This window comes from Aquincola sp. J276 (assembly GCF_024700035.1).
GTDB classification, from domain to species: domain Bacteria; phylum Pseudomonadota; class Gammaproteobacteria; order Burkholderiales; family Burkholderiaceae_C; genus Aquincola; species Aquincola tertiaricarbonis.
Genome location: NZ_JAJONC010000002.1, coordinates 1965456 through 1978067, shown reverse-complemented (window position 1 = coordinate 1978067; position 12612 = coordinate 1965456). Strand labels below are relative to the sequence as shown.

11 protein-coding genes are annotated in these 12612 nt (G+C 72.9%); 7 read left to right on the top strand and 4 right to left on the bottom strand.

Translation table 11 applies throughout. The annotated features are described in order from the left end of the window. Nucleotides 1-23: 23 nt before the first annotated feature. The gene (locus LRS14_RS27060) at nucleotides 24-953 is read left to right on the top strand and encodes a glyoxylate/hydroxypyruvate reductase A (protein WP_257801794.1); all 930 of its coding nucleotides are present in this window, start codon (nucleotides 24-26) and stop codon (nucleotides 951-953) included. A 20-nt stretch (nucleotides 954-973) separates the two neighbouring features. Continuing rightward, entirely contained in the window at nucleotides 974-2530 is a 1557-nt protein-coding gene (locus tag LRS14_RS27055) for a class I adenylate-forming enzyme family protein (RefSeq protein WP_257801793.1), read from the top strand. Here the strand turns inward: LRS14_RS27055 and LRS14_RS27050 are convergent. Further along, complete coding sequence (locus LRS14_RS27050; protein WP_046116243.1) at nucleotides 2506-3837, bottom strand: TetR/AcrR family transcriptional regulator; 1332 nt, start codon at nucleotides 3835-3837, stop codon at nucleotides 2506-2508. The genes LRS14_RS27055 and LRS14_RS27050 overlap by 25 nt on opposite strands. Before the next feature lie 196 nt (nucleotides 3838-4033). Between LRS14_RS27050 and LRS14_RS27045 the strand changes: the two genes are divergently transcribed. Next, nucleotides 4034-4798 (top strand): SDR family NAD(P)-dependent oxidoreductase, encoded by a 765-nt coding sequence (locus LRS14_RS27045; RefSeq protein ID WP_046116244.1) that lies wholly within the window; start codon nucleotides 4034-4036, stop codon nucleotides 4796-4798. On the opposite strand, the gene LRS14_RS30485 is transcribed toward LRS14_RS27045, so the two are convergent. Continuing rightward, complete coding sequence (locus LRS14_RS30485) at nucleotides 4736-5962, bottom strand: chemotaxis protein CheW (protein WP_257801792.1); 1227 nt, start codon at nucleotides 5960-5962, stop codon at nucleotides 4736-4738. The genes LRS14_RS27045 and LRS14_RS30485 overlap by 63 nt on opposite strands. An 85-nt stretch (nucleotides 5963-6047) precedes the next feature. Here LRS14_RS30485 and LRS14_RS27035 point away from each other — a divergent pair, with 85 nt between their 5' ends. After that, on the top strand, nucleotides 6048-7265 hold the full coding sequence (locus LRS14_RS27035) for a hypothetical protein (protein WP_257801791.1): 1218 nt from the start codon (nucleotides 6048-6050) through the stop codon (nucleotides 7263-7265). A gap of 122 nt (nucleotides 7266-7387) precedes the next feature. Here LRS14_RS27035 and LRS14_RS27030 read toward each other — a convergent pair whose 3' ends face one another. Continuing rightward, nucleotides 7388-8968: a glycine betaine ABC transporter substrate-binding protein gene (locus tag LRS14_RS27030; RefSeq protein WP_257801790.1), complete on the bottom strand. Its 1581-nt coding sequence runs from the start codon at nucleotides 8966-8968 to the stop codon at nucleotides 7388-7390. A gap of 80 nt (nucleotides 8969-9048) precedes the next feature. Here LRS14_RS27030 and LRS14_RS27025 point away from each other — a divergent pair, with 80 nt between their 5' ends. From LRS14_RS27025 to LRS14_RS27015, 3 genes are read left to right on the top strand one after another with little or no spacing between them, the layout of a single operon-like run. After that, complete coding sequence (locus LRS14_RS27025; RefSeq protein WP_046116245.1) at nucleotides 9049-10020, top strand: MBL fold metallo-hydrolase; 972 nt, start codon at nucleotides 9049-9051, stop codon at nucleotides 10018-10020. Nucleotides 10021-10064: 44 nt separating this feature from the next. Then, the gene (locus LRS14_RS27020) at nucleotides 10065-10454 is read left to right on the top strand and encodes an FAD-dependent oxidoreductase (RefSeq protein ID WP_257801789.1); all 390 of its coding nucleotides are present in this window, start codon (nucleotides 10065-10067) and stop codon (nucleotides 10452-10454) included. Further along, nucleotides 10379-11452, top strand: a complete 1074-nt coding sequence (locus LRS14_RS27015) for an FAD-dependent oxidoreductase (protein ID WP_257801788.1) — start codon at nucleotides 10379-10381, stop codon at nucleotides 11450-11452. The genes LRS14_RS27020 and LRS14_RS27015 overlap by 76 nt, the downstream gene beginning before the upstream one ends. A 168-nt stretch (nucleotides 11453-11620) precedes the next feature. On the opposite strand, the gene LRS14_RS27010 is transcribed toward LRS14_RS27015, so the two are convergent. Beyond that, nucleotides 11621-12604 carry a 2-dehydropantoate 2-reductase gene (locus LRS14_RS27010; RefSeq protein WP_257801787.1) on the bottom strand — a complete coding sequence of 328 codons (984 nt, stop codon included), beginning with the start codon at nucleotides 12602-12604 and terminating at the stop codon, nucleotides 11621-11623. Between the last annotated feature and the right edge of the window lie 8 nt (nucleotides 12605-12612).

The window sequence follows — 12612 nt, the reverse complement described above, 5'->3', positions numbered from 1 at the left end:
AGAATTTTGGGAATGGGAGTTTCATGGGCATCCTGCTGTTGTCTTCGCCGCTGCCCGCGGCCCCTTTTGCCGATGCGCTGCGTGCCGCGGCGCCCGACGTGCCGGTGTGGACCAGCCTGGACGAGGCCCCGCCCGAAGACGTGGAGATCGTGATGGCCTGGCGGCTGCAGCCCGGCGTGCTGCCGCGGTTGCCCAACCTGCGCGCGCTGTGTTCATTGGCCGCCGGCGTGGACAAGCTGGTGGGCGTGCCGGACCTGCCGCCCACGCTGCCGGTCACCCGCGTGGTGGACCCGATGCAGGGCGTGCAAATCGCGCAGTACGTGCTGGCCGGCGCCCTCACCTTCACCCGCGACCTGCGGCGTTATGCCGACCAGCAGGCGCGCGGCATATGGGAGCGCCACCCGGTGCGGCCGGTGCAGCAATGCCGCGTCGGCCTGCTGGGCCTGGGGGCGGTGGGCCAGGCCATTGCCCGCGCCTTCGCGCCGCTGGCCTATCCGGTGGCCGGCTGGTCGCGCCGCCCGCGCGAGCTGCCGGGCATCCAGTGCTTTGCGGGTGATGCAGCACTGCCGCAGCTGCTGGGGCGGAGCGACATCCTGGTGTGCGCGCTGCCGCTCACCGCCGGGACCCGCGGGCTGCTGAACCGTGAGCGGCTGTCGCTGCTGCCGCGCGGCGCCATCGTGGTGAACGTGGGCCGCGGCGAGCAGATGGTGGAGCCCGACCTGAAGGCATTGCTGGACGAAGGCCACCTGGCCGGCGCGGTGATGGACGTGTTCGACCGCGAACCGCCGCGCCCCGACGACTGGACCTGGACCCATCCGAAGGTGCTGGCCACGCCGCACATCGCGGCGCAGGCCTCGTTCGACACCGTGGCCGCGCAATGCGTGGACACCCTGCGCCGCCTGCGTGCCGGCCAGCCGCCGCAGTGGCTGGTGGACCGCAGCGCCGGCTACTGATGAACCCGACGGAGCCGCCGATGACCGCCGCCACCTCTCCTTTCGAAGCCGACTTCGACCTCATCACCGAGCAGATCCGCCGCCATGCGCAAGCCGCGCCGCAGCGCCGCGCGCTGGTGGACCCGCAGCACACGCTGGGCTATGGCGAGCTGGATGCGCTGATGGACCGCGTGGCCGCCAGCCTGCAGCGCGACGGCCTGCGGCCGGGCGATGCCATCGGCATCTGCGCCGCCTCGTCCACCCTGTATGCCGCGGTGTTCCTCGGCGCGCTGCGCGCCGGCGTGGTGGTGGCGCCGCTGGCCCCGGGCGTGCTGCCGGCGGCCTTCGCCAACATGCTGCGGGACGCAGGCGCGAAGCGGCTGTTCGTCGACGCCAGCGTCGCGGCCACCACGGGCCCGCTGGCCGACGGCGGCGTGCCGCGCATCGCGCTCGATGGCAGCGAGGCAGGGCAAGCCCTGCAGTCCTGGCTGGCGCCCGAAGGTGCCCGGCCGCAGCCGGTGTCACCCGAGCCGGCCTGGCCCTTCAACATCATCTATTCGTCGGGCACCACCGGCGAGCCCAAGGGCATCGTGCAGGGCCACGGCATGCGCTGGTCGCATGTGAAGCGCGGCCGGAACTACGGCTATGGTGAAGACACGGTGGCGCTGCTGTCCACGCCGCTGTACTCCAACACCACGCTGGTGGTGTTCTTCCCGTCGCTGGCCTGGGGCGGCACGGTGGTCCTGATGCCGAAATTCGATGCGGCGCGCTACCTGCAGATCGCCGAGACCGAACGCATGACGCACACGATGCTGGTGCCGGTGCAGTACCAGCGGCTGATGGCGCGGCCCGACTTCGACCGCCACAACCTGTCGGCCACGCGGGTGAAGTTCAGCACCAGCGCGCCCTTCAACGCGGCGCTCAAGGCCGATGTGCTGAAGCGCTGGCCCGGCGGCCTGGTGGAGTTCTACGGCATGACCGAAGGCGGCGGCACCTGCATCCTGGAGGCGCATGCCCACCCCACCAAGCTGCACACCGTGGGCCGGCCGTCGGAAGGCCACGACATCCGCGTGATCGACGAGGCCGGCCGCACGCTGCCGGTGGGTGAGGCCGGCGAGGTGGTGGGCCACTCGCCCGGCATGATGACCGGCTACCACAACCGCCCCGAGCAGACCCGCGCGGTGGAGTGGTTCGACGAGACCGGCAAGCGCTTCATCCGCACCGGCGACGTCGGCCGCTTCGACGAGGACGGCTTCCTCACGCTGGTGGACCGCAAGAAGGACATGATCATCAGCGGCGGCTTCAACCTCTACCCCAGCGACCTGGAAGCGGTGCTGCGCGAGCATCCGGCGGTGGCCGAGGCCTCGGTGATCGGCGTGCCTTCCGAGCAGTGGGGCGAGACGCCGGTGGCCTACGTGGTGCTGCGCGAAGGCCAGGACCTGGCCGCCGATGCGCTGCGCGAGTGGGTGAACGAGCGCGTGGGCAAGACCCAGCGCCTGAGCGACCTGCGCCTGGTTGGCGAGCTGCCGCGCAGCGCCATCGGCAAGGTGCTCAAGCGCGAGCTGCGCGACCTCTACGTGGCCAGGCCCGCCGGCTGATCCTCCGGCCGGTCTTCCTCCTGCTGCACCGCCGGCGACGCCGGCACCAGCAGGCCGAGGAACAGCGGCCGCGCGTACAGCTCGGCCACCGTGGCTTCGCGGGCGTCGTGCACCCAGCGGCGCAGCTCGGCGGTGGCATTGATGCCGCCGATGAGCACCTGCGCGGCCATCTGGGTGTCCAGCGGCCGCACCGATCCGTCCACCACGCCTTCCACCAGCAAACCCGCCATGCGCTGCGTCAGCCGGTGCAGCGTGGTGCGCACCGTGTCGCGATGCGCCTGGTCGGGCAGCGCGCTGGTGGCCGAAGCGCGCAGCAGCGGCCCTTCGGCCGACAGCTGGAAGCGCACCAGCGACCGGCCCGCCGCCGCGGCCCGCACACCGCCGCTGCCGGGCGCCTGCTCGGCCTGCTGCAGCGCGCGGCGCAGCACCGAGAAGCTGCGCTCGAAGCATTCGGTGATCAGGTCTTCCTTGTTGTCATGGTGGTGGTAGAACGAGCCCTTGGTGACGTTGAGCCGGGCCGAGATCTTGTCCACCGAGGCACCGCGGTAGCCCTGCTCGTTGACCAGCGCGGTGGCCGCGCGCAGGAAGGCATCGGCCGCATCGTCGGAGCTGTCCACCAGCCGCCAGCCTTCCTCCGGCGCGGGGGCGGCCGCAGCCGGCGCAGGCCAGGCGCCGGGCGCCATCACGCCATGCAGCAGCACCTCGGCCGCCTGCGCGGCCATGCGGCCGTAGTGCGCCGGCTCGTACTGCCACAGCCACACCCGCAGCCACAGCGCGGCCGACAGCAGCGCATGGCCGCGCGCGTTCAGCTCGCGGCGGCCGATGCCGGCGGTCTCGGGGCCCTTGAGCAGCGCCCGCACCTGTCTATACATGTCGGTGTAGCGCCGCCAGGCTTCCTCGGCCTGCGGGCTGGGCAGCGCCAGCAGGTCGTTGAACTGCATCACCGCCGGCTGCTCGCCGCGTTCCACCGCGGCCAGCGCCTCCGCATGGCCGCGCATGTAGCAGCGCACCCGGCTGGCCACGTCGGGCTGGGCAGCGGCATCGGCCACGATGGCGTCGTGCAGGTCCAGCGCGCGCAGCACGCAGGCGATGGCCAGGTCTTCCTTCTTGCGGTAGTAGTAGGTGACGCTGTTGGTCACCAGGCCCACGCGGCCGGCGATGTCGGCCAGCGTGGCGCCCTTGACGCCGCGTTCGTTGAACACCGCCACCGCCGCCTGCAGCAGGGCTTCGCGCTTTTCCTGGAAACGCAGCGTCTGGGCGGCGGTGGCGGCCGGTGCGGCGCGTTGCGACAGCGAGGGGGAGCTCATCAGGTGCGGGGCGGCGGGCAGGTGCGGGGTGCGCGGATGATACGGCCGGCCATGGCGCCGGCCTGGCTCGCAGCATCCTGCTTTTCGAAGAAGAAGTACGTCGGCATTTCCCCTTAGCGTTGTTGCGGATGCAGCGCTTCAGAAGCCCTGGTACGGTAGCCGCATCGACACCAACCGCCCCTGGGAGGGCCTGCCCATGTCTCTGTTCTCACTCGAAGGCCAGGTGGCCGTCATCACCGGATCGTCGCGCGGCATCGGCAAGGCCATCGCCGAGCGCATGGCCGAGCAAGGCGCGCGGGTGGTGATCTCCTCCCGCAAGGCCGAGCCCTGCAACGAGGTGGCCGCGGCCATCAATGCGCGCCATGGCGCGGGCCGGGCCATCGCCATCCCGGCCAACATCTCCTCCAAGCAGGAGCTGCAGCACCTGGCGGAGGAAACCGTGCGCCAGCTGGGCCCGATCACCACGCTGGTGTGCAACGCGGCCAGCAATCCCTACTACGGCCCGCTGGCCGGGATCGAGGACGACCAGTTCCGCAAGATCCTCGAGAACAACGTGATCGCCAACCACTGGCTGATCAACTTCGTGGCGCCGTCGATGATCGAGCGCCAGCAGGGCTCCATCGTCATCGTCTCCAGCATCGGCGGGCTGCGCGGCTCGCCGGTGATCGGGGCCTACAACATCTCCAAGGCGGCGGACTTCCAGCTGGCGCGCAACCTGGCGGTGGAATACGGACCGCACAACGTGCGGGTGAACTGCATCGCGCCGGGCCTGATCCGCACCGACTTCGCCCGCGCGCTGTGGGAGGACGAGGCCATGCTCAAGCAGCGCATGTCCACCACGCCGCTGCGCCGCATCGGCGAGGCCGACGAGATCGCCGGCGCCGCGGTGTTCCTGGCCTCACCGGCCAGCAGCTACATGACCGGCCAGAGCATCGTGGTCGACGGCGGCGTGACGATCTGAGGTCGCGCCCCACAGCACACGCGCATCCAGCAGCGTGAGCATGTGGCGGCCCTGGCCCTGCACCAGCTGCTCGCCGGGCCCGGGGCTGGGTTGCAGCTGGTCGGCCCCGGCATCGAACACCGGGCCCAGCGCATCCACCCGCAGCGCCAGCCGCTGGGGCGCACCGCCGGCCAGCGTGTACTGCGCCACCACCAGCGGCGCGTCCTCCGGCCGCGGGCGCTCGATGCCGCGCAGCACCGCCAGGTCCAGCACCGGCAGCAGCGCGTCGTCGTGCGACACCAGGCCCGGCAGCTGCGGCCGGGCATTGGGCAGCGCGGTGATGCGCACGCCTTCCAGCGCCTGCACCACCTGGCCGATGGGCAGGCCGAACCAGGCATCGGCCAGCCGGAAGGCGGCCACGCGCACCGCGGGCCGCGCGCCCGGGGCCAGCGGCGAAGGCTCGAAGGCCGCGACCGGCTGCGCCGGCTCCGCCAGCCGGCGGCCCAGCGGCGTGAGCACCAGCGTGCCCACGTCGTCCTCCGCACGCCGGCGTGCCACCGGGTACTCGCGGTAGCCGCCGGCCATCGCATAGCCCACCGCATGGGCCACGCCGTCGATGTCGATGACGCAGGCGCCCGCCTGGCCGGCTGCCAGCGCGGCCCAACCTGGCGGCAGCACGGCCGGGCTGCCGGGTGCCACCGATGCGTCGGTGCTGGCCACCACCAGGCCACCGCGGGTGACGATGAGTGCCTGGCCCGGCAGGTCGCGCGGCAGTGCATCGGCCAGCATGGCCGCGAACTGCGGCGCGCCGTCGAACACGATGCCGATGCCGCCCACCACCTGCTGCTGCGCATCCCGCAGCGCGGTGGCGAACACGTAGGTGGCCCGGCCGCCGTACAGCGCCGTGGCCGCATGGCGGGACACGGCATGGCCCTGGCTGTCGCGGCAGGCCAGGGCCTCGGCCACCCAGGGTTCGGCCAGCACGCGGCCGCGCCAGTCGGCCGCGGCCGGCTGCGAGACGGCCACCACCTGGCCCTGCGGATCGAACAGCACGATCAGCGCATACACCGTGTACAGCCGGTTGATGTGGCCGAGCACCGCTTCGGCCTGCGCGGCGTCGGCCTGCCCGGCCAGGGCCTGCGCGCAAGGTGTCGTCCAGCGCCCACCAGCGCACGTCGTTGGCACGCTCGTAGAGGTTGCGGTCCATGATGTCGATGGCCAGCCGAGCATGGTGGCGCACGCGGTCGAACACCGCGGCCAGGGTGGCCCGGTGCAGGTTGCCGATGGCCTCGTCGAACACGCGGCGCAGGCGTTCGCCGGTCAGGCCCACCTCGCCCAGCAGCGTGCCGGCGAAGGCGGCGCCGGCCATGCCGGCCTCGCCGCTCTGGCGCAGCCGGCCGTTCCACAGCAGCCGGGCCAGGCCGCGCTCGATCTGCTGCGCCTGCGGGCCGATGGCCTGCAGCTGGGCATCGAACAGGCCCTGGGTGTCGATGTGGCCGGCCAGCCGCTGCAGCGCCGCGGTGCTGGTGGCGGTGGCGGGCGCGTGGGTGTCGGTGGCCGGTGCCTCGAAGGCCAGATCGCTGGGCACCAGCGCCAGCGCGCTCCAGCCGGGGCCGCCATAGCCCTCGTAGCCGCTGGGCGCGGCCCAGGCGGCGATGAAGTCGCGGCCGGCGAAGCGCAGCCGGTGCTGGCGGTGGCCGGGCAGCGGCGCGCCCACCGGCAGCAGCCAGGGGTCGGAGCTGGCCACCACCGTGCCCTGGCCGTCCAGCAGCACGATGGCGCCGGCTTCCGCGGGCGCGCACAGCTGACCGAAGATGCGGCGCATCTCGTCGTCGAAGCGGAAGGAGAGGCACAGCACGCCGATCAGCGCGCCGGCCTCGCCGCGGATGGCATGGGCATACAGCAGCCCCGGTCGGCCGCCCAGCAGCGGCAGCAGGCCCGCATGCTCCACGTAGCCGCTGCCGCGCAGGGCCTCGGCCAGCCAGGGTGCTTCACCGGGGCCGGTGCTGGCCAGGCGGTGGTCCAGCCGGGCCAGCACGTCGCCCTGCGGCGACAACACGACGATGTCGTCGTAGACCGAATACTTGGCCACGTACTCGCGGAAGCGCCCTTCCAGCGCCTGCCGCCGGCCGGTGTCGAAGGAGCGTGCGGCGCACTGCTGCACATGGTGGCGCAGCACGCTGTCGGTGGCCAGGAAGCCGACGTCGGCGGTGCGCTCGAACAGGTTGCGCACCAGGATGTCGATGGCCACCTGGGCCCGCGCCTGCAGCCCGTGGCGCAGGTGGGCCAGCGTGCGGGTGGCCAGCGCGTCCAGCAGCGTGTTGCCCAGCGTCTCGAAGGCGCGTCGGGTATTGCCGATGTCGGGCACGGTGCCGCTCATCTGCCCCAGCAGGGCCAGCGTGTCCCACATGGCCTGCAGGCGCTGCAGGTTCTCGCGGTGTTCCTCCACCGTCTCCATGCGGGCCACCAGGCCGGCCACTTCGGGTGAGAACGGCAAACCGCGTCGTAGCAACTTCGTGGACATGGGGTACTGCTGGCAATACGAAACGGCCAGCGTATCGGCGGGTTCCCCGGCTGATCGCCCGAAATGCCGGCCGCCCGCCCGTCAATTCACCGCAGGTCCCTGCGCAGCCAGCGCCGCTCGCCCAGCTCGAACAGCGCCTCGAACAGCAGCGCCAGCGCGGCCGAGGGCAGCGCACCGGCGAGCATCATCTGGTTGTCGTTCAGCGCCAGGCCGGTGACGATGCGCTCGCCGAAGCCGCCCGCGCCGATGAAGGCGGCCAGCGTGGCCGTGCCCACGCAGATGACGGTGGCGGTGCGCACGCCGGCCACGATGGTGGGCAGCGCCAGCGGCAGCTCCACGTGGCGGCGCACGTCGCCGCGCACCAGGCCCAGCGCCATGCCGGCCTGCTTGAGGCCGGCCGGCACCTCGGCCAGGCCGGTGCAGGTGTTGCGCACGATGGGCAGCAGCGCATACAGCGTGAGCGCGGCCAGCGCCGGCACGGTGCCGATGCGGCCCAGCGCCCAGATCAGCACCGCCAGCATGGCCAGCGAGGGCACGGTCTGGAAGATGCCGGTCAGGCCCAGCACCCAGGACCGCGCCAGCGGGCGGGCGGCCACCGCCACGGCCAGCGGCACGCCGATGACGATGGCCGCCGCCACCGAGGCCAGCACCAGCCCCAGGTGCTGCAGCGCCAGGCGCGGCAGGTCGGGGCCGAACAGCTTGGCCGCCAGGCCGCGCGGCGCCTGGCCTGCGGTGGCGGCGCGGCCGGCCAGGTGGTCGCGCGCGATCTGCTCGAAGGGCACGCTGTCCAGCTCGGCGCGGGCATTCATCGCGATCATCTCCCGCTCGTCGATGCTGCCGGCCAGGCCCTGCAGCGCCTGCCAGGCGGCGGGAAAGCGCTGCGGCACGTCCAGCCGGTACAGCACCACCGCGTCGTAGCGCGGGAAGTAGCCGCCGTCGTCCTCCAGCACGCGCAGGCCCAGGTGGCCGATCTTGGCGTCGGTGGTGTAGATGTCCATCACGTCGATCTGGCCGCGGGCCAGGGCGTCGTAGGCCAGGCCGTGGTCGATGCCGCTGGGCCGCTGCGGCAGCCGGTAGCGCTGCTGCAGGCCGGGCCAGCCGTCCTGCCGGCCGATGAACTCGTTGGACAGGCCCAGCCGCAACGCCGGATGCGCCGCCAGGTCCGACAGCCGCCGGATGCCCAGCCGCTGCGCATCGGCCTCGCGCATCGCCAGCGCATAGCCGTCGTTGAAGCCCAGCGGGATGGCCACGCCGAAGCCCAGCGGCGCCAGCTGCCGGTTCATCGCCTCCACCGAGGTGGGTGCGGGATTCTTCAGGATCTCCTGGTCGATGGTGCCCAGGTATTCGGGGTAGAGGTCGATGCGGCCGGAGCGCAGCGCCTCGTACACGATGGCGGTGTTGCCCAGGCCGGCCAGCACCTCGGTGCGGGCATGCGGCGCGGCCGTCTGCGCCAGCACCTGGGCCAGCACGTAGGCCTCGGTGAAGCGCTTGGAGCCGATGCGCAGCGCGCCGTCGTCGGCCGCCAGCGCGGGCAGCACCACCAGCCAGGCGAGCAGCAGGCCCAGGGCTTTTTGCAGCCAGGCAGTGAACGAGTTGCGGCTGGCGCGGGTCGCAGCGCTGGGCGCGGCCCGCCGTGCAGGCGGCCGTGGTGTGGATGCGAGACTCATCGCCGCACCATAGCAGCGGCCCCGGCCGGCTGCCCTGCCCTTCCCTTTCCTTCCACTGCATCTCTCAAGGAGTTCGATCGATGCTGACCCGCCGACAACTGCTGGCCGCCGGCCTGGCCACCCCCGCGATGTATGCCGCCGGATCGTTCGTGCCGGCCTGGGCGCAGAACGCGCCCGACCTGGGCACGCCGGCCCTGCCGGCCACCGGCTTCGCCCGCATGAAGGTGGGCGAGGTGGAGGTGCTGTCGCTGCTGGACGGCATCACCCGCCGGCCGCTGGGCGCGGAGTTCGTGAAGAACGCGCCGCTGGACCAGGTGAAGGCGCTGCTGGCCTCGCAGGGGCTGCCCACCGACTACATCGACGTGCCGTACACGCCCTTCCTCATCGTGGCCGGCGGCCGCCGCATCCTGGTGGACACCGGCCTGGGCGAGTTCGGCGGCCCCACCACCGGCAAGCTGCTGCAGCAGCTGCGCGCGGCCGGCTTCCAGCCGACCGACATCGACACGGTGCTGATCTCCCACTTCCACGGCGACCACATCAACGGCATCCGCAACAAGGCCGGCGAGCTGGTGTTCGCCAATGCCAAGGTGATGGTGCCGGCGGCCGAGTACGCCTTCTGGATGGACGACGCCAGGATGGCCGCCGCGCCCGCGGGCATGAAGGGCGCCTTCGACAACGTGCGCCGCACCTTCGGCGGCATGCCGGCCGACCGGCTGCAGCGCTTCGAGGCCGACGCCGAGATCCTGCCCGGCATCCGCTCGGTGGCGGCCTACGGCCACACGCCGGGCCACACCTTGTTCGAGCTCAGCTCGGGCAGCCAGCGCTTCTTCTACGTGGCCGACCTGACCAACGTGCCCGCCCTGTTCGCCCGCAACCCCGACTGGGCCGTCACCTTCGACATGGACGCCGAGCAGGCCCGCGCCACCCGTCGCGCGGTATTCCAGCGCATCACCGCCGGCAACGCGATGATGGGCGGCTTCCACTATCCGTTCCCGGGCTTCGGCCGCATGGTGGCCGCCGGCAACGGCTACGCCTTCCAGCCCTCGGCCTGAGTGGCGCGGGTGCCTTGAGGCACCCTGTTTGCCGCATCCGAGCCATGGACACCCCTACCGCCACGCCCCTGCCCGCCGACGACCTGCAACGCCACCGCATCGTGATCGTCGGCGGCGGTGCCGGCGGGCTCGAGCTGGCGGCCCGGCTGGGCCGCCGCCTGCCGCCCGGCGGGCCGGTGGAGCTGCTGCTGATCGACGCCGCCCTCACCCACGTGTGGAAGCCGCAGCTGCATGAGCTGGCCGCCGGCACCCTGGGCGGCCCCGACCAGGAGACCGACTACCTGCAGCAGGCGCGCCGCCATGGCTTCCGCTTCCACCTGGGGCGGGTGGAGTCGATGGACCGCGCTGCCCGCCGGCTGTGGCTGGCCCCCTGGTGGACGACCAGGGCCACACCGTGGCGCCACGCCGCGCGGTGGCCTACGACACCGTGGTGATTGCGGTGGGCAGCGTGGTCAACGACTTCGGCACGCCTGGCGTGCGTGCGCATGCGGTGGCGCTGGACACCGCCGAGGACGCGCGCCGCTTCCACCGCCGGCTGCTGGCCACCTGGGCCCGCAACGAGCTGCAGCACGGTGGCGCCGGCGCCACCGCGCCGGTGAACGTGGCCATCGTCGGCGGCGGTGCCACCGGCGTGGAGCTGGCCGCCGAGCTGATGGAAAGCACCGCGGCGATGGCCGGCTTCCTGCCGCACATGTCGCGCGCCGAAGGTGGCGAGGGTGACCGCGGCGCGCGGCTGCCGGTGCGCATCCACCTGCTGGAAGCGGGCGAGCGGCTGTTGTCCGCCCTGCCTGCCGACGTGGCCGAGCAGGCGCGCGCCGACCTCCTGCGGCGCGGCGTGGTGGTGCGCACCGGCGTGAAGGTGACGGCCGTCACCGACACCCAGGTGATGCTGGGCGACGAGGCGGTGCCCGCGGACCTGACGGTGTGGGCCGCCGGCATCCGCGGCCCGGAGCTGCTCAAGCAGCTGGACGGCCTGGCCCTGTCGCGCAGCGGCCAGCTGCTGGTGGGCCCCACGCTGCAGACCACGCTGGACCCGCGGGTGCTGGCGATCGGGGACTGCGCCAGCTGCCCGCAGCCGCCCGGCCAGTCCACCGTGCCGCCGCGCGCCCAGGCGGCGCACCAGCAGGCGCAGCTGCTGGCCGAGGCGCTGCCGGGCTTCGTGCGCGGCGAACCGCTGCCTGCCTTCCGCTATGACGACCGGGGCTCGCTGGTGTCACTGGGCCGCCGCCATGCGGTGGGCCAGGTGCACACCCCCGCGCCGGGCCCCCAGTCCGGCCGCGGCTGGCGACTGGAAGGCCTGCTGGCGCGCTGGGCCTACTGGGGCCTGCAGCGCCAGCACATGGTGACGCTGCACGGCCTGCCGCGCACCGCGCTGGCCACGCTGGGCGGCTGGCTTACCGCGCGCACCATGCCGCCGGTCAAGCTGCACTGAGCCGGCTCAGAACCTGTGAATGAACCGGTCGCGACCGAGCGGCGCGACAGGGCGGCCTGGATCCAGGCGCAAAGCGCAGCCATGGCTCGGGCTATGGCGAGCATTTGCAACGACGAGCCGGGTCGTCAGGGCGCGTCGAGCGGGCGTGAGTGGTTCGTTCACAGGTTCTCAGGCCGCCGGGTACAGCCCCCGCACCCGGCCGAACAGGCGCGCCAGGCCGAACAGCGCATCCACGTTGGGCGTGGCCACGCCCACGCGCCGGCCCAGCTCACGCACCGCGCCCACGATGGCGTCCAGCTCCATCGGCCGGCCGGCCTGCACGTCCTGCAGCATGGAGGTGGAGATGGCGCCCAGCTTGCGGGTGACGGCGTGGCGGTCGTCCGGGGCCTGGCGGATGTCGCAACCGATGCGGCGGCCGATCTCGGCGGCCTCCTGCATGGCGGCGGAACAGAAGGCGCGCACCAGCGGATCGTCCAGCACCCGGTCTACCGTGGCACCGGTGACGGCCGACACCGGGTTCATCGTGAGGTTGCCCCAGAGCTTGAACCAGATGTCGTAGCGCACCTGCGGTGAGGCCGTGGCCTCGAAGCCCGCTTCGCGCAGCAGCGAGGCAATCGCGGTGGCCCGCGGCGATTCACCGCCCGCGGGCTCGCCCACGATCAGCCCCTGCCCCATGCGGTGCTCCACCAGGCCGGGCTCGCTGGTGCCGGTGGCCGCATGCACCACGCAGCCCAGCACCCGCGGCAGCGCGATGGCCGCGGCGATGCGGCCGCCAGGGTCGACGCTTTCCAGCGGGGTGTCGCCCACGCCGGGAAGGCCCTGCACGAACCACCAGGGCACGCCGTTCATCGCCGGCAGCACGGTGGTGTCGGCGCCCAGCAGCGGTGCGAGCTGGGGTGCCACATCGGCCAACGCCGGCCCCTTGACGGCGACCACGACCAGCGCCTGCGGACCCAGCTCGGCCGCATCGGCCGAGGCCGCGGCGCAGGGCGCGGTGTGCAGCACGCCGGACTCGCGCAGCCGCCAGCCATGGGTGCGCAGCGCCTGCAGCGTGGCACCGCGGGCCAGTGCACTGACCTCATGGCCGGCCGCGGCCAGCCGCGCGCCCAGGAAGCCGCCGATGGCCCCGGCGCCGACGATGGCGATCTTCATGCGGCCTC

Excerpts from the sequence above, each read along its gene's own strand:
- LRS14_RS27060 (WP_257801794.1), top strand. The coding sequence starts at position 24 with ATGGGCATCCTGCTGTTGTCTTCGCCGCTGCCCGCGGCCCCTTTTGCC.
- LRS14_RS27055 (WP_257801793.1), top strand. The coding sequence starts at position 974 with ATGACCGCCGCCACCTCTCCTTTCGAAGCCGACTTCGACCTCATCACC.
- LRS14_RS27050 (WP_046116243.1), bottom strand. The coding sequence starts at position 3,837 with ATGAGCTCCCCCTCGCTGTCGCAACGCGCCGCACCGGCCGCCACCGCC.
- LRS14_RS27045 (WP_046116244.1), top strand. The coding sequence starts at position 4,034 with ATGTCTCTGTTCTCACTCGAAGGCCAGGTGGCCGTCATCACCGGATCG.
- LRS14_RS27030 (WP_257801790.1), bottom strand. The coding sequence starts at position 8,968 with ATGAGTCTCGCATCCACACCACGGCCGCCTGCACGGCGGGCCGCGCCC.
- LRS14_RS27025 (WP_046116245.1), top strand. The coding sequence starts at position 9,049 with ATGCTGACCCGCCGACAACTGCTGGCCGCCGGCCTGGCCACCCCCGCG.
- LRS14_RS27020 (WP_257801789.1), top strand. The coding sequence starts at position 10,065 with ATGGACACCCCTACCGCCACGCCCCTGCCCGCCGACGACCTGCAACGC.
- LRS14_RS27010 (WP_257801787.1), bottom strand. The coding sequence starts at position 12,604 with ATGAAGATCGCCATCGTCGGCGCCGGGGCCATCGGCGGCTTCCTGGGC.